The organism is Micromonospora sp. NPDC005305 (assembly GCF_040607315.1).
Classification (GTDB): Bacteria; Actinomycetota; Actinomycetes; order Mycobacteriales; family Micromonosporaceae; genus Micromonospora.
The window spans coordinates 42593-60072 of sequence record NZ_JBEXGL010000019.1 but is presented as its reverse complement, the minus strand read 5'-3'; the positions used below and the strand labels follow the sequence as shown (position 1 = coordinate 60072).

Sequence of the window (17480 nt, the reverse complement as noted above, 5' to 3'; positions counted from 1 at the left end):
CGAAGGGTGAAACTACCTTACGGAGCAGGCCCGATCCCTATCGGTGGCCGGCTGGACGCGGTGAGCGAGCGCACGCCGGGGCAACCGGCGGTGGGAGGGCGGAATCGTGCAGGCGCGGCGAGGGGACGGCATGACGGTCGCGGGTGTCGGGGAGTTCGGGCTGATCGACCGGGTGACCGCCCGGCTGTCGTACGGGGAGAGCTGCCTGCTCGGCCCCGGCGACGACGCGGCGGTGGTGGCGGCGCCGGACCGGCGGGTGGTCGCCTCCACCGACGTGCTGGTCGAGGGGCGGCACTTCCGCCGGGACTGGTCGGGGGCGCGGGACGTGGGCCACCGGGCGGCGGCGGCCAACCTGGCGGACATCGCGGCCATGGGGGCCACCCCGACCGCGCTGCTGGTCGCCCTGTGCATGCCGGCCGACCTCGACCCGAGCTGGGCCGAGGAACTGGCCGACGGGCTGGGCGCCGAGGCGGCCCTGGTGGGCGCGAGCGTGGTGGGCGGGGACATGTCCGCCAGCCCCACGCTGACCGTCGCGGTGACCGCCCTCGGTGACCTGGGCGGCCGGCCGCCGGTGGTGCGCTCCGGCGCCCGCCCGGGCGACGTGGTGGCGCTCGCCGGGCGCACCGGCTGGGCGGCGGCCGGCTACACGGTGCTGTCCCGGGGCTTCCGCACGCCGCGGCTGCTGGTCGAGGCGTTCCGCCGGCCCGAGGTGCCGTACGCGGCCGGCCCGGAGGCCGCCGCGCAGGGCGCCACCGCCATGATCGACGTGTCGGACGGGCTGCTGGCCGACCTGGGGCACGTGGCGAAGGCCAGCGGGGTGGCCGTCGACCTGACCCGGGAGGCGTTCGAGGTGCCCCGGCAGATGCGCGACGCGGCGCAGGCGCTCGGCGTCGACCCGTACTCGTGGATCCTGGCCGGGGGCGACGACCACGCGCTGGCCGCGACCTTCCCGGCGGGCGCGACGCTGCCGGCGGGCTGGCGGCCGGTGGGGCGGGTGACCGAGGGCGCCGGGGTGACCGTGGACGCCTCGCCGTACGCCGGCCCCGCGGGCTGGGACCACTTCCGCCGGACGGAGTGATCTGCGTCCGATGCGGGCGATCGGGCTCCGGGCGGGCCCGATCCCGGTCGTACCCTGCATGTCGTGAGCGAGATCGAGATCCGGGCGCAGCGCTTCGACGCGCCCGAGTCGCAGGCGTTGATCCGGGCGGCCCTGGTCGACCTCGGCGAGCGGTACGGCGGCAGCGGCGACGACACGCCGGTCGACGCGGCCGAGTTCGAGCCGCCGGCCGGCACCTTCCTGGTCGCCTACCTCGACGGGGAGCCGGTGGGCTGCGGGGGCTGGCGCAGCCACGGCGACGACACGGCCGAGCTGAAGCGGATGTACACGGCGCCGGCCGCCCGGGGCCGGGGCGTGGCCCGCGCGGTGCTCGCGGCCGTCGAGCGGTCCGCCCGGGAGCACGGCCGCAAGCGGATCATCCTGGAGTGCGGCGACAAGCAGCCCGAGGCGCTGGCCATGTACGCCTCGGCCGGCTACGAGCGGATCCCGAACTTCGGCTTCTACCAGGACGCCCCGGGCTGCCTCTCCTACGGCCGCACCCTCTGACCGTCAGCCGGCGGTGATCCGGATCTCGCCGGCGGCCTTGCGGGCGGCGCCCTCCGCCTCGGTGGGGGTGGCGCCCCAGGCCAGCAGGTGCCCGCTGCGGTGCGCCGAGGAGAGCAGCTCCGGCACGTGGTCCCCGACCTTCGCCTCGACCTGCACGTCGAGCACGCCCGGCACCCGCAGGGCGGCCCGCCGGCCGTCCACCGCGGTGACCCGGCCCGGCGGGGCGATCAGGAACTCGACGGCCGCCGCGCCGGTCGGCCGGGCCCGCAGCGCGGGCCGCTCGCCGCGCAGGACCCGCAGGTACGCCTCGATGAAGTCGACCTCGTAGGCGATCGAGACCAGCGCGGTGATCATGTCGCCCGGCATCCGGGCGGCGCACTCGACAAGCGTCGGCACCCCGCCGACCATGATCCATTCGCTGTGCAGCATCCCGCTGCCGAAGCCGGCCGCCTCGGCGAGCCGGACCGCCGCGTCCCGCAGCGCCCCCTGCTCCGGCCCCGGCAGCGCGGACGGCACGGTGTGCCCGGTCTCCACCGGGTACCGGCCGCCGGCGATCCGCTTGTCCGTGACGTTGGCGAAGATCGTCTCGCCCTCGCCGACCAGCAGTTCGACGCTGTGCTCTGAACCGACCAGCAGCTCCTCCACCAGGACCCCGGTGGGCAGGCCGCGCTCGGTGGTCTCGGCCGGCTCCGGCGGGGCGGCGCTGGCCGCCCAGCGCCCGGCGATCTCTGCCGGGTCGCTCACCAGCTGCACGCCCAGGCTGCCGGAGCGGCGGGTGGGCTTGAGCACGCACCGGCCACCGTGCGCCCGTGCGAACTCCGCCGCCCGCGCCGGGTCGTCGACCAGCTCGTACGCCGGGTTGGCCAGGCCGGTGGCAGCGGCGAGCAGCCGCATCCGGTGCTTGTCGGAGAAGACGTCGGCGGCGGACACCCCGGCGCCGGGCAGACCGAGCCGGTCGGCCAGCCGGGCGGCGGCGCCGACCGCGTACTCCAGGCCGGGCAGGACCAGTCGCGCACCGGTGAGGCCGGGCTCCCGGGCGAGCAGGGCGTCGGCGTCGAACCCGGTCTGGTACTCGGCCGGCACGAGCCGGGCGACCATCGACAACCCGGCGACGAAACGGTCCAGGCCGCGGCGGCGGATCACATCCGGCTCCTCGACCAGGACCACGCTGCCGGGCGGCAGCTCCTGGTCGAACCAGCGCAGCGAGCCGAACGACCCGCCGATCACCACCAGCTGCTCCCGCCCCAGGTCCAGCTCCACCGGTCGTACCTCCCCACGCGTGGCGCCGGAACGGACGGCCGGCGCAGCAGCACCCTAACCGGGGCGGCGCGGCCGGTCACCGGACGGTCGGCGACGCGTCAGCGGAGGACGGCGGACACGACAGAAGCCGGCGGACCCGAGAGGTCCGCCGGCATCCGGCGAAGCAGTGAAGGCGGTGCTACCGCGTCAGGCGCGGGTGACCTTGCCGGCCTTGATGCACGAGGTGCAGACCTGCAACTTCTTGGTGGTGCCGCCACCGGCCGGGGTACGCACCGACTGGATGTTCGGGTTCCAGCGGCGGTTGGTCCGCCGGTGCGAGTGGGACACGTTGTGGCCGAAGCCCGGCCCCTTGCCACAGACGTCGCACACGCTAGCCACGGGATACTCCTGGGATTGAAACGTTCATGAGGTCGCCGCCAGGCGCAGCCCGGGCAACCTGGCCAGGTTACCCGATGACAGGCCGGGACGCCCAACCGGCCCGGTCGGGACCGGCCCAGCGTACCTGCGGGGACGCCGGCGGGTGACGGGCCCGTCCCCGGGCTGTCCCGGACACGCCGGCCGGAAGCGGCCGGCCCCGGCGGGTGTCGGTCCGCGCCAGTAGGCTTCCCGACGTGCTGGACACCCTCGACGCCGCCGCGGTGCGCCGCTGGTGCGCGAGCGGGCTGGCCGCCCTCCAGCGCCACCAGGGCGAGATCGACGAGCTCAACGTCTACCCGGTCCCCGACGGCGACACCGGCACCAACCTCGTGCTCACCCTCACCTCGGCCCAGCAGGCCCTCGCCATGGACCTGGAGACCCTCCCCGACGACGGGCGCACCCCGCACGGCCACGCCCTGCGGCTCATGGCCCGGGGCGCGCTACTCGGGGCGCGGGGCAACTCCGGGGTGATCCTCTCGCAGATCCTGCGCGCCTTCGCCGACGCGCTCGCCGCCGCGCCGGCGGTCCGCGGCCGGCACCTCGCCGCCGCGCTGGCCGACGCCACCACCGCCGCCTACGCCGCGGTCGCCCACCCGGTCGAGGGCACCCTGCTCAGCGTGGTCGCCGCCGCCGCCCGCGCGGCCGAGCGGGCGGACACCGACGACCTGCGAGCGGTGGCCCGGGCGGCCGCCGGCGAGGCGGCCCGCGCGCTGGCGCGTACCCCCGAGCAGTTGCCCGCGCTCGCCCGGGCCGGCGTGGTCGACGCCGGCGGGCGCGGCCTCTGCCTGCTGCTCGACGCGCTGGTCGAGGTGGTCACCGGGGAGAGCCCGCCGCAGCCGGCGCCCCCGCCGCCCGCGGCCCGCGCGCCCGCCACCGCCGTCCGGGAGACCGGCTCCCCGGCCTACGCCTACGAGGTGCAGTACCTGCTCGACGCCACCGACGAGGCGGTGGCCCGGCTGCGCGGCGAGCTGGACGCCCTCGGCGACTCCCTGGTGATCGTCGGCGACAGCGGAACATGGAACGTGCACGTGCACGTCAACGACGTCGGGGCGGCCGTCGAGGCCGGCGTGGTGGCCGGCCGGCCGCACCGGATCACGGTGACCCGGTTCGCCGACCAGGCGGCGCCGGCGCCGTCGCCCCCGGCGGCGCGGCCCGACGGCCGGGCCGCCGTGGTGGTCGCCACCGGCGCCGGCATCGCCGAGCTGCTCGGCGCCGAGGGCGCCACCGTGGTGCCGGCCAACCCGTCCACCGGCGAGCTGCTCGACGCGATCCGGGCCACGGGCGCCGCCCGGGTGGTGGTCCTGCCCAACGACCCCAACGCCCAGTCGGTGGCGAGCGCCGCCGCGCGGGAGGCGCACGGGCTCGGGGTGAAGGTGAGCGTGGTGCCCACCCGGTCCCCGGTGCAGGCCCTCGCCGCCCTCGCCGTGCGGGACCCGAAGCGGCGCTTCGAGGACGACGTCATCGCCATGGCCGAGGCCGCCGGCGCCTGCCGCTACGCCGAGGTCTGCCACGCGAGCAGGGAGGCGCTCACCGTGGCCGGGCCGTGCCGGCCGGGCGACGTGCTGGCGCTGGTCGAGGGCGAGGTGCACCTCATCGGCGCCGACCTGCTCGGCACCTGCACCGCCGTGGTCGACCGGATGCTCGGCGGCGGCGGCGAGCTGGTCACCCTGCTCTGCGGGGCGGACGCCCCCGCCGGGCTGGCCGACCGCGTCCGCGAGCACGTCGAGCGGTCCTGGCCGTTCGTCGAGGTGCAGGCGTACGAGGGCGGGCAGCCGCACTATCCGCTCCTGCTGGGGGTCGAATGACGAGCGAACCGGCCACCGTGGACACGCCGCTCAAGAAGCTGGTCGGGGAGCGCACGGCCAAGGCCCTGGCGAGCCACCTCGACCTGCACACGGCCGGCGACCTGATCTACCACTTCCCCCGCCGCTACGACGAGCGCGGCGAGCACACCGACATCCGCTCGCTGGACGTGGGGGAGCAGGTCACCGTGCTGGCCCAGGTGCAGCGCACCGCGGTCCGGCCGATGCGGCAGCGCCGGGGCAACCTGCTGGAGGTCACCGTCGGCGACGGCTCCGGCGGGGTGCTCACCTGCACCTTCTTCGGCAACCAGGCGTGGCGGGAGCGGGAGCTGCGCCCCGGCCGCTGGGGGCTGTTCGCCGGCAAGGTCACCGAGTTCCGGGGCAAGCGGCAGCTCAACGGCCCGGAATACGTGCTGCTCGGCGAGGGCGGCGACGGCGAGGCGGCGGCCAACGAGGAGGTCGAGGAGTTCGCCGGGGCGCTCATCCCGGTCTACCCGGCCGCGGCGGCCGTGCCGACCTGGGTGATCGCCCGCTGCGTGCGGGTGGTGCTGGACACGTTCACCCCGCCGGAGGATCCGCTGCCGGCCACCGTGCGGGCCAGCCGCAACCTGGTCGGCATCGGCGCCGCGCTGCGCGAGATCCACCGGCCGACCAGCAAGGAGGAGCTGTACAAAGCACGCCGCCGGCTCAAGTGGGACGAGGCGTTCGCCGTGCAGCTCACCCTGGTGCAGCGCAAGCACCGGGCCGCGGCCTGGCCGGCGAAGGCCCGGCCGGCGAAGCCGGGCGGCCTGCTCGACGCGTTCGACGCCCGGCTGCCCTACGAGCTGACCTCCGGCCAGCAGGCCGTCGGCCGGGAGATCGCCGCCGACCTGGCCACCGCGCACCCGATGCACCGGCTGCTCCAGGGCGAGGTGGGCTCCGGCAAGACGGTCGTCGCGCTGCGGGCCATGCTCCAGGTCGTCGACGCCGGCGGGCAGGCCGCGCTGCTCGCCCCGACCGAGGTGCTCGCCGCCCAGCACCACCGGGGCATGCTCGACCTGCTCGGCCCGCTCGCCCGGGCCGGTGAGCTGGGCGCCGCCGACGACGCCACCCGGGTGGAGCTGGTCACCGGGTCGCTGGGCGCGGCCGCCCGCCGCCGGGCCCTCACCGAGGTGGCCGAGGGGCGGGCCGGCATCGTGCTCGGCACCCACGCCCTGCTCTACGAGGGGGTCGACTTCTCCGACCTGGGGCTCGTGGTGGTCGACGAGCAGCACCGGTTCGGCGTGGAGCAGCGGGACGCCCTGCGGGCCAAGGCCGACCAGCCGCCCCACGTGCTCGTCATGACCGCCACCCCGATCCCGCGCACGGTCGCCATGACCGTCTACGGCGACCTGGAGATCTCCACCCTGTCCCAGCTGCCGCAGGGCCGCTCGCCGATCGCCTCGCACGTGGTGCCGGCCGCCGAGAAGCCCGCCTTCCTCGACCGGGCCTGGCGCCGGCTGCGCGAGGAGGTCGGCAAGGGACACCAGGCGTACGTGGTGTGCCCTCGCATCGGTGAGGGTCCGGCCTCCGACGAGGAGGCGCCCCGCGAGGACGACAACGGCCGCCGGCCCCCGCTCGCGGTGACCGAGGTGGCCCCGCTGCTCGCCGAGGGGCCGCTGCACGGGCTGCGGATCGGGGTGCTGCACGGGCGGCTGCCGGCCGACGAGAAGGACTCGGTGATGCGCTCGTTCGCCGCCGGCGACCTCGACGTGCTGGTGGCGACCACGGTGGTCGAGGTGGGGGTCAACGTGCCCAACGCCACCGTGATGATCGTGCTGGACGCCGACCGGTTCGGCGTCTCCCAGCTGCACCAGCTGCGCGGACGGGTGGGCCGGGGCTCGGCCGCCGGCCTCTGCCTGCTGGTCAGCGAGGCGATGGAGGGCTCCTCGGCCCGGGAACGGCTCGACGCGGTCGCCTCCACCACCGACGGGTTCAAGCTCGCCGAGCTGGACCTGGAACAGCGCCGGGAGGGCGACGTGCTGGGCGCGACCCAGTCCGGCCGCCGGTCCCACCTGCGCCTGCTGTCGCTGCTGCGCGACACCGACCTGATCCGGGACGCCCGGGCCGAGGCGATCGCCCTGGTCGAGGAGGATCCGGAGCTGGCCCGGCATCCGGCGCTGGCCGCCTCGGTGGCCGCCCTGGTCGACGAGGAGCGGGCCGAGTACCTGGAGAAGGGCTGACCCCACCGGGCGGCCGTCCCGGCCTAGGCTCGTCCGATGCCGAAACCCTCTCTCGATCGCGGCGTGCTCCTGCTGGCACAGGGCGACGACATCCTGATGTCCCGGGTCACCGGCGCGGCCGACGCGGTCACCGGGTCACCCTGCACGTCCGCGACCCGGTTCCAGATCGCGTCCATCAGCAAGCAGATGGCGGCCGCCGCCGTGCTGCTCCTCGCCGAGCGGGGCGCGCTGCGCCTGACCGACCCGGTCAACCGCTGGCTGCCGCATCCGCCGCAGGCCTGGTCCGGGATCACCCTGCACCACCTGCTCACCCACACCTCCGGCCTGGGCCACTGGGAGGACTACCCGATGATCGACCTGGCCGCGCCCGCCGAGCCGGACGAGTTGCTGGGCGTCTTCGCCAGCCTGTCGCCGCTGTCCGCCCCGGGCGCCGCCTGGCACTACAGCAGCCCCGGCTACGTCCTGCTGGCCCGGGCGGTCGAACGCGCGGCCGACCGGCCGTACGCCGCGTTCCTGGCCGACGAGGTCTTCGCGCCGCTCGGCATGACGGGAAGCTTCGCCGGCGCCGGCGCCGGGCGGGACGACGTGGCGACCGGGCACGAGGGCGGCCGGCCGGTGCCGTCCTGGGACCTGGACACGGTGAGCATGGGCGCCGGGGACGTCTGGTGCACCGGGGCGAATCTGCTGACCTGGCTGGACGTGCCCCGCCGCGGCCGGCTGCTCGGGCCCGCCGCGGCGGCCGCCATGACCGCCCCGCACGCGCCCACCGGCCGCCCCGGCGAGTCGTACGGCTACGGCTGGTTCGTCGGCTCGCTGTCCGGGGAGCGGGCGGTGCACCACTCCGGGGACAACGGTGGCTACAAGGCGTTCGCGGGCTGGTTCCCCGACTCCGACCGGCGTCTCGTGGTGCTGACCAACCAGGCGGAGATCGATCCCGCGCTGCTGCAGGCGGCGGTGGAATGAGTGGAGGGCGCGCCGACCGGGTGGTCGGCGCGCCCTCGGGCGATCTCGGTGTGGTCAGGCGGTGAAGCGGATCCGGCGACGGCGGGCCATGACGAACAGCACCGCACCGGCGGCGAGCAGCACGGCCGCGCCGGCCACGATGCCGCCGGTCGCCGCGCCGGTCAGCGGCAGGGTCGGACCCTCGGGCTTGCCGCCACCCTCACCGGGCGCGCAGTCCTTCGGCTTCTCCCAGGCGATCGGCCCGGAGTCGTCCAGGCCCTCGGCCGTCGGGGTCACCTTCAGGCCCTCGAACGCCTTGAACTTCACGGTCTTGGTCTCACCCGGCTGCACCACGAGCTTCTGCGCGTCGCCCTTGTTCGGGGTGAAGGTGATCTCGACGGTCTTGCCGTCCTTCGGGTTCTCGATCTGGAAGATCAGCTCGTCACAGGTGGACTGGTACCCGCCCGACGGCTCGCCCGGCTGGACGCAGTTCTTGGCTTCGGCCGGCTTGTCGTCGAAGAGGGGCTGCTCCTGACCGGCCTCGGTCACCTTGATGTGGGCGGCGCTCTTGGCGGGAACGTGGATCGGCAGGCTCTTGCCGGGCGCGACGTTCGCGGTCTTGCTGAAGTCACCGCTGCCGGTGACGGTGAAGGAGGCCTCCTTGGTGGCCTCCTCGCCGTTCTGCAGCTTCACCATGACATCGCCGGTGCAGTCGGAGGTCACCGTGACGGTCGGGTTGGCCTTGGCCGGCGGGGGAGTGACGACCTTGTCGCAACTCTCGCTGAACCGGATGGACCCGCTCTTGTCGTCGTTCTCCCGGAACTTGTTGTCCCACTCGGTCCGGACCGTCAGCGACGCCTCCGTGACGTCGCCCGCCAGGCGGGCGGTGCCGACCAGCGGCTCCGAGACCTGGTGCGGGTACGAGTCACCCTCGGTGGCCTGGATGCCGTCGATGGTGAACGGCGAGGTGGTCTCGCCCTTCGTGCTGCTGGCCTCGGCCTTGGTGAGCTTGTAGCTGGTCACGCCGCCGGGCGCGTACGTGCGAACGGTCCAGGTGGTGACCCATTCGCCCTTGGCGGTGTCACATTCTGCCGTGACCTTGACTTCGCTGTGGTGAGCGCTGGCAGGGGCCGCGACTACCGCGACGCCCGCGAGGCCGATCAGCGCGCCGGCCGTGAGGACGGCGGCGCGCCGGAGGTGGAGACGAATCACGCCTACTCCTGATGAGGGGAGGATGGGAGAGTGCGGCGGACGGACCGGAGCCACGCGTCCGCACGACAATCGGGCAGACCCTAGCGAGGTCGACAGCACGGGCGTTACCGCAACCGACGGGTCGTAAAGGGACTGTTATAGATTTGAGATCATTGATGTACGAGCCGTGACGGATCGCTGCCGCGGGGTGGTCTGCGCACCCCAATCCGGACATCGCGTAGCGTCGGGGCATGCGGAGGGAGCGGCGGTGACCCGGATCGTGGGCGGGACGCTCGGCGGCCGGCGGATCGCCGCCCCGCCCGGCGCCGGCACCCGGCCGACCTCCGACCGGGTCCGGGAAGCGCTGTTCAGCGCGGTGCAGGCCGAGCTGGACCTCGACGGGGCGCGCGTCGCCGACCTCTACGCCGGCTCCGGCGCGGTCGGGCTGGAGGCGCTGTCCCGGGGGGCCGCGCAGGTGCTGCTCGTCGAGTCGGACGCCCGGGCCGCCCGGGTGATCCGGGAGAACATCGTCGCGCTCCGGGCCGCCCCGGCCGCCCGCCTGGTCACCGGCAAGGTGGCGACCGTGCTCGCCGCCGGCCCGGACGGCGGGCCGTACGACCTGGTCTTCGCCGACCCGCCCTACGCCGTACCCGACAGCGAGATCACCGCGATGCTGGCCGCGCTGGTCGGCGGCGGCTGGCTGGCCCCGGACGCCCTGGTGGTCGTCGAGCGGTCCAGCCGCACCGGCCCGGTCGGGTGGGTGGAAGGCGTCACTGCCGAGCGCAGCCGCCGCTACGGCGAGACCACCCTTTGGTACGGTCGCCGATCATGAGACGTGCGGTCTGTCCCGGCTCGTTCGACCCGGTCACCAACGGACACCTCGACATCATCGGCCGGGCGAGCCGGCTCTTCGACGAGGTGATCGTCGGCGTGCTGGTCAATCAGTCGAAGCAGGGGCTGTTCACGGTCGAGGAGCGGATCGACATGCTCCGCGAGGTGACCGCCTCGTACGACAACGTGCGGGTGGAGTCGTTCCGCGGGCTGCTTGTCGACTTCTGCCGCGCCCAGCACGCGAGCGTGCTGATCAAGGGCCTGCGCGCGGTCAGCGACTTCGACTACGAGCTCCAGATGGCCCAGATGAACATCGGTTTGGCCGGCGTGGAGACCCTCTTCATGCCGACGAACCCCCTCTACTCGTTCCTCTCCTCCAGCCTGGTCAAGGACGTCGCCAAGTGGGGCGGCGACATCTCCGCGCACGTCCCGGACCTGGTCCGCGAGGCGCTGGTGGCCCGGCTCCACCGCTGACGGCCCGCCGGCTCCGCGGGCGACGCGCCGGGCGGGGGCGGGTGGCGCGGCGCTGGCCGACGCGCGACATGATGTGTGCAGCGCCGAACCCGGGCGCAGGCCGCATCATGAAGGTCGGCCGACGAACGACAGGAGTGAGGTACCGGTGGACCCGCTCGATCGCATCGACGAACTGATCGCCATGGTGGAGCAGGCCCGCTCCGTGCCGATGTCACGCAACAACTGCATGGTCGACCGGGGCGAGATGATCGCCGCCCTGGACGAGCTGCGCGTGGAGCTTCCCGCCGACCTGCGCCGGGCCGCCGCGCTGCTGGAGGAGCGGGACAAGATCATGGAGGCCGGCAAGCGCGAGGCCGACCGGATCATCAGCGAGGGTGAGGCGGAACACGCCCGCCTGGTCTCGGTGAATGAGATCACCGTCTCCGCCGAGCACGAGGGCGCCCGGATCATCGCCGAGGCCCGGGCGGAGGCGCAGCGCCTGCGGGACGAGGTCGACGACTACGTCGACACCGCCCTGGCCAACTTCGAGCAGTTCCTGACCCGGGCGCTCGCCTCGATAGAGCGTGGCCGGGACAAGATGCACGCGCTGCGGGAGATCGGCACGTTCGCTGGGGACGAGGCGGACCGCCCGCTACCCTTCTGAGCGGCACGCGGGCCGGCGGCCGACAGCCGGCAGCCGCCAGGCCGGGCGGCGACGCCCCCGGTTAGACGGTTCGCGGGTCGCCCAGGTAACCTTTTTTGTCGGCCTCTCACCGGCCGGAGTCTAACTATGCCCAAACACTCGCCAAGCCAACTCAACCCCAGGTCGCCGCTGGTCCTCGACACGAGGGAACTGCCGCGCCGGCCTGGCGCGTTGCGTACGCATCGGCAAGTCGTGCCGGCACCGGCGGACCTCGGCGTGGAGTTGATCAAAGTGCCGGAGGGCGCGGACCTCGACCTCGACCTGAGGATGGAGTCGGTGTCCGAGGGCGTGCTCGTCTCCGGGACCGTCACCGGTCCCGTCAAGGGCGAGTGCGGGCGCTGCCTGCGCGAGATCGACGACTCGGTGGCCGTGACGATCCAGGAGCTGTACGCGTACGAGAACAGCACCACGGACGACACGACCGACGAGGACGAGGTGGGCCGGATGCAGGGCGATCTGATCGACCTGGAGCCGGCGCTGCGGGATGCGGTGGTGCTCGCACTGCCGACCAACCCGCTCTGCCGGGAGGACTGCCCAGGCCTGTGCCCCGAGTGCGGGGTGCACTGGGACGATCTGCCGGCCGACCACAGTCACCAGCAGGTCGACCCGCGTTGGGCGGGCCTGTCGCAACTGACCCGTAAAGAGGAGTAAGAACCGTGGCCGTCCCCAAGCGCAAGATGTCGCGCAGCAACACCCGCGCCCGCCGGGCGAACTGGAAGGCCGCGGTTGTGGCGACCGTTGCCTGCCCGCAGTGCAAGTCGGCCAAGCTGCCGCACGCCGCCTGCTCCGTCTGCGGCACCTACAACGGCCGCCAGGTCCTCGAGGTCTGACCGCCGAGTGACGTCCCCGACCCCCGGTCGGGTGGCGCACGCACCACGGCTCTCGCCCGGTGCCCCGGCTCCCTCCGCCGCCGGCCGTTCCCCGGCCGGCGCGCCGACGGAGCCGGGCGCCGCGCGGATCGCCGTCGACCTCCTCGGCGGGGACAATGCTCCCGCCGTCGTGGTTGACGGCGCTCTGCGGGCGGTGCGTACCGACCCTGACCTGCATCTGCTGCTCGTCGGACCGACCGAGGTCGCCGACGGGCTGATCGGTGCGCTCGACCCGGAGCAGCGTGCCCGGGTCACCGTCCGCCCGGTGCGGACCGCCGTCGGTATGGCCGACCACCCCACGGCCGCGCGCGGGGAGAGCACCGTCCGCGCGGCCGTGCACGCCGTCCGCGACGGGTTCGCCGACGCGCTCGTCTCCGCCGGCTCGACCGGCGCCACCGTCACCGCCGCCGCGCTCGGCCTCGGTCGCTGGACCGGGGTGCGCCGGCCCGCCCTGGTGGCCACCCTGCCCGCCGTCGACGGGCCGGTGGTGCTGCTGGACGTCGGCGGCACCCTGGAACCCGGCCCCGCCACCCTGGCCCGGCACGCCGTGCTCGGCGCCGCCTACGCGGCCGTGGCGCACGCCGTCGCCGCGCCCCGCGTCGGGCTGCTCTCCGTGGGCACCGAGGCGGGCAAGGGCGACCGCCTGCGCCGCTCCGCCGACCCCGCCCTCGCCGCCGTGCCGCTGCCGTGCGGCGCCCGCTACATCGGTCTGGTCGAGGGGTACGACGTCTCCCTGGGCTCCCGCGCCGACGTGGTGGTGACCGACGGCTTCACCGGCAACGTGCTGCTCAAGGCCATCGAGGGCGCGTACGCGATGGCCGGCGGGCCCCCGGCGAGCGGTGGCGCTCCCCGCGCGGCGGCCCTGCTCGGGGTGGCCGGCACCGTGGTGGTCTGCCACGGCGCGGCCCGGCCCGACGACGTCGCCTCCGGCATCGCCCTCGCCGCCCACCTGTGGCGACGGGGCGCCACCGACACCGTCTCGACCCTGCTGGACGCTGTCCCGCAGGATCCCGCACCTGACCGCAACGACACCGAGGTAGCACCATGACCAACGACAAGCGGCGGCGTGCTCCCGTCGGCCACCTGGAGACGGCCTTCGGGGTGTCGCTCGACCCGGACCTGCTGGAGCGCGCGCTGACCCACCGCTCGTACGCGTACGAGAACGGTGGCCTGCCCACCAACGAGCGGCTGGAGTTCCTCGGCGACTCGGTGCTCGGCGTGGTGATCACCACGGCGCTCTTCCACAACCACCCGGACCTGCCCGAGGGTCAGCTCGCCAAGTTGCGGGCCAGCGTGGTCAACATGCGTGCCCTCGCCGACGTGGCGCGCGGTCTCGGCCCGGACGGGCTGGGCGCGTACCTGCTGCTCGGCAAGGGCGAGGAGGCCACCGGCGGCCGGGACAAGGCGAGCATCCTGGCCGACACCCTGGAGGCGCTGCTCGGCGCGATCTACCTCCAGTACGGCCTGGACACCGCGGCCCTCGTGATCCACCGCCTGTTCGACCCGCTGATGGCGGAGTCGGCTGGCCGGGGCGCGGCGCTGGACTGGAAGACCAGCCTCCAGGAGCTGACCGCCGCGCTGGGGCTGGGCGTTCCGGAATACCGGATCGAGGGCACCGGCCCGGACCACCTCAAGACCTTCACGGCCTGGGTGGTGGTGGCCGGCAACCGCTACGGCGGCGCAGAGGGGCGCAGCAAGAAGGAGGCCGAGCAGCGGGCCGCCGAGTCGGCCTGGCGGGTGCTGACCGAGCAGGCCGAGGCGGAGGCCGCCGCGAAGGCCGCCGCCGACGAGGCGGCGGGCGACCCCGCCGAGACGGGCGCCGGCCGTGCCTGAGCTGCCCGAGGTCGAGACCGTCCGGCAGGGGCTGGCCGGGTGGGTCGTCGGCCGGCGGATCAGCGCCGTCGAGGTGCGCCACCCCCGGGCGGTCCGCCGGCACGAGCCGGGCGGCGAGCACTTCGCCGACGTGCTGACCGGCCGGACGATCACCGACGTCCGACGCCGGGGCAAGTACCTGTGGCTGCCGCTGGACAGCGGGGACGCCATCATCGGGCACCTCGGCATGTCCGGCCAGCTGCTGCTCCAGCCGGTCGGCGCGGCCGACGAGCTGCACCTGCGGGTCCGGTTCCGGTTCGCCGACGACGGCCCGGAGCTGCGCTTCGTCGACCAGCGCACGTTCGGCGGGCTGTCCGTCTCGGAGGGCGGGGCGGAGCTGCCGGCCGAGATCGCGCACATCGCCCGGGACCCCATGGACCCGGAGTTCTCCGACGCCGGCTTCGTGGCCGCGCTGCGGAAGCGGCGCACCGAGGTGAAGCGGGCGCTGCTCGACCAGACGCTCATCTCCGGCGTCGGCAACATCTACGCCGACGAGGCGCTCTGGCGGGCCGGGCTGCACGGCGCCCGGCCGACCGACGCGCTGACCGGCCCGGCGGCCACCCGGCTGCTCGGCCACGTCCGGGACGTGCTCGGCGAGGCGATCAAGCAGGGCGGCACGAGCTTCGACGAGCTGTACGTCAACGTCAACGGCGAGAGCGGCTACTTCGACCGGTCGTTGAACGCGTACGGCCGGGAGGGGGAGCCCTGCCCGCGGTGCGGGGCGCCGATCCGGCGCGAGGCGTTCATGAACCGGTCGTCCTACAGTTGCCCGCGCTGCCAGCCCCGCCCCCGGGGGCGCCCTCCGGGGATGACCCCGAGCCGGCTCGGGGTTGCGCGCGTGTGCCTCGCCGGCCGCTGCCCGGCGGGTCCCCCGGTCGTACCCTGAAAATCCCGTTCTGTCCGGTTGGCCGACCCGGTTCGGGCCGCCCGGCCGGAGCCTGCCGCATGGGGGACGAGCGGGGGCCGTTCCCCGATGTCCGGGCCCGGCCCGCTCCCTAGCGTCAGCAGAGGTCGGCACAGGGCCGACCGCTGGAGGGGGTCCCAGGTATGGGCAGGCGACCGGTGACCGTGCGGCTGGCACGGTGGAGTGCGGAGCACCCGTGGCGAGCCATCGCGCTCTGGGTGGTGTTCGTGGCGGTGTGCTTCGTCGGCGGCAACGCCGCCGGCCTGAACGAGGCGACCGACGACGACCAGGCGATCGGCGAGTTCGGGCGGGCCCAGCTGATCGTCGACAGTGGCGGCTTCCACGAGCCGGCCACCGAGAACGTGCTGATCACGCCCCGCTCGGGCACGCTCGACCCGACCGCCGCGAAGGCCGCCGCCGACGACGCGGCGACCCGGCTGCGGCAGGTCGACGGCGTGACTTCGGTGGGCGCGCCGATGCCGTCCCGGGACGGCAACGCCATGCTCGTGCCGATCACCATGTCGGGCGACCCGGAGACCGCCTCCGACCGGGTGCAGCCGCTGCGCGACACCACCGCGAAGGTCCAGGAGTCGCACCCGGCGCTGCGGGTCGAGCAGGTCGGCGGCCCGTCCATCGGCCAGGCGCTCGACGACACCCTCGGCAAGGACTTCAAGCGGGCCGAGCTGCTCAGCCTGCCGGTCACCCTGGCCATCCTGATCATCGCGTTCGGCGCGCTCATCGCGGCCGGCGTGCCGGTGCTGCTCGCGCTCTCCTCGGTGGCCGCGGCCATGGGCCTCTCCACCCTCGCCTCGCACCTGGTGCCGGCCACCGACACGACGGCCAGCGTCATCCTGCTGATCGGCATGGCGGTCGGCGTGGACTACTCGCTGTTCTACGTCCGGCGGGAACGCGAGGAGCGGGCCAAGGGGCGTTCCGGGCTCGACGCGGTCGAGATCGCGGCGGAGACCTCCGGGCACGCCGTGGTGGTCTCCGGCACCGCAGTGATCATCTCGATGGCGGGGCTGCTGCTCGCCCAGGACGCCATCTTCTCGTCGCTCGCCGTCGGCTCGATCCTCGTGGTCGCGGTCGCGGTGATCGGCTCGCTGACCGTCCTGCCGGCGCTCCTGGCGAAGCTGGGCCGCTGGGTCGACCGGCCCCGGGTGCCGCTGCTGTGGCGGCTCACCGCCCCGCGCGTCGGGCGGCACGGCCAGCCGGCCCGGCCCCGCTTCTGGCCGGCCGTGCTGAAGCCGGCGCTGCGCGCGCCGGTGGCCACCCTGGTGGTCTCGGTCGGGCTGCTGCTCGCCCTGGCCGCCCCGGCGCTCGGCATGAAGCTGAAGTTCCCCGGCATGGAGGACGTGCCCCGCAACACGGCGGCCATGCAGGCGTACGACCGGCTCACCGCGGCCTTCCCGAGCAACGGCACCAGCCACACGGTGGCCGTGCGGGCGCCGGCCGAGCAGGCCGACCGGGTGAAGGCCGCGCTCACCGGGCTGGCCGGCCGGGCCGCCGCCGACCCGCTCTTCGCGCCGGCCGAGGGGGACGGCCCGAAGATCCAGGTGTCGGCCGACCGGCGGGTGTCGGTGCTGGAGGTGGCCACCCCGTACGCGAGCCGCACCGACGAGGCGTCCCGCTCCCTGCACGAGTTGCGCCAGGACCTCGTCCCGGCCGCGCTGGGCGGCATCCCGGGCGTCGAGTACGCGGTCGGCGGCGGCGTGGCGGCCAGCGAGGACTACGCCGACCACATCTGGGCGAAGCTGCCCCTGGTGGCGGCCTTCGTCCTGGCGCTGACCTTCCTCGTGATGGCCTGGACGTTCCGCTCGGTGGTGGTGGCGCTCACCTCGATCCTGCTGAACCTGCTCTCCGCCGGGGCCGCGTACGGCCTCCTGGTGCTGGTCTTCCAGGGCGACTGGGCGGAGGGTCTGCTCGGCTTCACCTCGATGGACGCGATCGTCACCTGGCTGCCGATGTTCCTGTTCGTGGTGCTGTTCGGGCTCTCCATGGACTACCACGTCTTCGTGGTCAGCCGGATCCGCGAGGGCATCCGCCAGGGGATGACGAACAAGGACGCCGTGGCGTACGGGATCACCTCCTCGGCGGGGGTGGTGACCAGCGCGGCGATCGTCATGGTCGGGGTCTTCTCGATCTTCGCGACGCTGAGCACCATCGACTTCAAGCAGCTCGGCATCGGGCTGGCCGCGGCGATCCTGCTGGACGCCACGATCATCCGGGCGGTGGTGCTGCCCTCGCTGATGACCCTGCTGGGCGACGCGAACTGGTGGGCGCCGCGGTTCCTGCGCGGCCGGGCGGCGACCCCGCCGGCCGAGCCGCCGGCGCCGGCCCCGGAGCTGGTCGGCGCGCGCTGAGTCCGGGGGGACGGGGGAGGGCGGGCCGGTCCGGTCCGCCCTTCGCCCCTGTGACGGAGGTGTCACGGC

At 74.6% G+C, this 17480-nt stretch carries 16 protein-coding genes and 1 pseudogene; 14 read left to right on the top strand and 3 right to left on the bottom strand.

The window, feature by feature from the left end; translation table 11 throughout:
* Positions 1–130 precede the first annotated feature (130 nt).
* Together ABZS80_RS25835 and ABZS80_RS25830 are read left to right on the top strand one after the other, a co-directional pair.
* Positions 131–1078 carry a thiamine-phosphate kinase gene (locus ABZS80_RS25835; protein WP_355059749.1) on the top strand — a complete coding sequence of 316 codons (948 nt, stop codon included), beginning with the start codon at positions 131–133 and terminating at the stop codon, positions 1076–1078.
* Positions 1079–1141: 63 nt separating this feature from the next.
* The gene (locus ABZS80_RS25830) at positions 1142–1603 is read left to right on the top strand and encodes a GNAT family N-acetyltransferase (RefSeq protein ID WP_355059747.1); all 462 of its coding nucleotides are present in this window, start codon (positions 1142–1144) and stop codon (positions 1601–1603) included.
* A gap of 3 nt (positions 1604–1606) precedes the next feature.
* Here ABZS80_RS25830 and ABZS80_RS25825 read toward each other — a convergent pair whose 3' ends face one another.
* Positions 1607–2863, bottom strand: coding sequence for an ATP-grasp domain-containing protein (locus ABZS80_RS25825; protein WP_355059745.1), 1257 nt, complete (start codon positions 2861–2863; stop codon positions 1607–1609).
* Positions 2864–3049: 186 nt separating this feature from the next.
* Positions 3050–3241, bottom strand: a complete 192-nt coding sequence (rpmB, locus tag ABZS80_RS25820; protein ID WP_013284551.1) for a 50S ribosomal protein L28 — start codon at positions 3239–3241, stop codon at positions 3050–3052.
* Positions 3242–3474: 233 nt separating this feature from the next.
* Between rpmB and ABZS80_RS25815 the strand changes: the two genes are divergently transcribed.
* Genes ABZS80_RS25815 through ABZS80_RS25805 form a run of 3 tightly spaced genes read left to right on the top strand, consistent with a single transcriptional unit; the run spans position 3475 to position 8246 of the window.
* Positions 3475–5085, top strand: coding sequence for a DAK2 domain-containing protein (locus tag ABZS80_RS25815; protein WP_355059743.1), 1611 nt, complete (start codon positions 3475–3477; stop codon positions 5083–5085).
* Entirely contained in the window at positions 5082–7283 is a 2202-nt protein-coding gene (gene recG / locus ABZS80_RS25810) for an ATP-dependent DNA helicase RecG (protein WP_355059741.1), read from the top strand. Before ABZS80_RS25815 ends, recG begins: the two co-directional genes overlap by 4 nt.
* A gap of 36 nt (positions 7284–7319) precedes the next feature.
* The gene (locus tag ABZS80_RS25805) at positions 7320–8246 is read left to right on the top strand and encodes a serine hydrolase domain-containing protein (RefSeq protein ID WP_355059739.1); all 927 of its coding nucleotides are present in this window, start codon (positions 7320–7322) and stop codon (positions 8244–8246) included.
* Between the two features lie 54 nt (positions 8247–8300).
* On the opposite strand, the gene ABZS80_RS25800 is transcribed toward ABZS80_RS25805, so the two are convergent.
* The gene (locus ABZS80_RS25800) at positions 8301–9437 is read right to left on the bottom strand and encodes a cell wall anchor protein (RefSeq protein WP_355059737.1); all 1137 of its coding nucleotides are present in this window, start codon (positions 9435–9437) and stop codon (positions 8301–8303) included.
* A 247-nt stretch (positions 9438–9684) separates the two neighbouring features.
* Here ABZS80_RS25800 and rsmD point away from each other — a divergent pair, with 247 nt between their 5' ends.
* The 9 genes and pseudogenes from rsmD to ABZS80_RS25755 all read left to right on the top strand — a co-directional run bounded on the left by rsmD (position 9685) and on the right by ABZS80_RS25755 (position 17411).
* The gene (rsmD, locus tag ABZS80_RS25795; protein WP_355059735.1) at positions 9685–10248 is read left to right on the top strand and encodes a 16S rRNA (guanine(966)-N(2))-methyltransferase RsmD; all 564 of its coding nucleotides are present in this window, start codon (positions 9685–9687) and stop codon (positions 10246–10248) included.
* A complete protein-coding gene (gene coaD, locus ABZS80_RS25790; RefSeq protein ID WP_355059733.1) occupies positions 10245–10721 on the top strand; it encodes a pantetheine-phosphate adenylyltransferase in 477 nt (158 codons plus the stop codon). Before rsmD ends, coaD begins: the two co-directional genes overlap by 4 nt.
* Before the next feature lie 145 nt (positions 10722–10866).
* Positions 10867–11364, top strand: coding sequence for a hypothetical protein (locus ABZS80_RS25785; RefSeq protein WP_091269033.1), 498 nt, complete (start codon positions 10867–10869; stop codon positions 11362–11364).
* A 126-nt stretch (positions 11365–11490) separates the two neighbouring features.
* Positions 11491–12054, top strand: a complete 564-nt coding sequence (locus ABZS80_RS25780; protein ID WP_355059731.1) for a YceD family protein — start codon at positions 11491–11493, stop codon at positions 12052–12054.
* A gap of 5 nt (positions 12055–12059) precedes the next feature.
* The gene (rpmF, locus tag ABZS80_RS25775) at positions 12060–12233 is read left to right on the top strand and encodes a 50S ribosomal protein L32 (RefSeq protein ID WP_091096818.1); all 174 of its coding nucleotides are present in this window, start codon (positions 12060–12062) and stop codon (positions 12231–12233) included.
* Between the two features lie 127 nt (positions 12234–12360).
* The gene (locus ABZS80_RS25770; protein ID WP_355059835.1) at positions 12361–13320 is read left to right on the top strand and encodes a phosphate acyltransferase PlsX; all 960 of its coding nucleotides are present in this window, start codon (positions 12361–12363) and stop codon (positions 13318–13320) included.
* Positions 13317–14105 carry a ribonuclease III gene (gene rnc / locus ABZS80_RS25765; protein ID WP_151462627.1) on the top strand — a complete coding sequence of 263 codons (789 nt, stop codon included), beginning with the start codon at positions 13317–13319 and terminating at the stop codon, positions 14103–14105. The genes ABZS80_RS25770 and rnc overlap by 4 nt, the downstream gene beginning before the upstream one ends.
* A pseudogene (gene mutM / locus ABZS80_RS25760) lies at positions 14098–14937 on the top strand (bifunctional DNA-formamidopyrimidine glycosylase/DNA-(apurinic or apyrimidinic site) lyase); the annotation flags it as partial. The gene rnc and the pseudogene mutM, both read left to right, overlap by 8 nt.
* 254 nt (positions 14938–15191) lie before the next feature.
* Positions 15192–17411: an MMPL family transporter gene (locus tag ABZS80_RS25755; protein WP_355059729.1), complete on the top strand. Its 2220-nt coding sequence runs from the start codon at positions 15192–15194 to the stop codon at positions 17409–17411.
* Positions 17412–17480 lie beyond the last annotated feature (69 nt).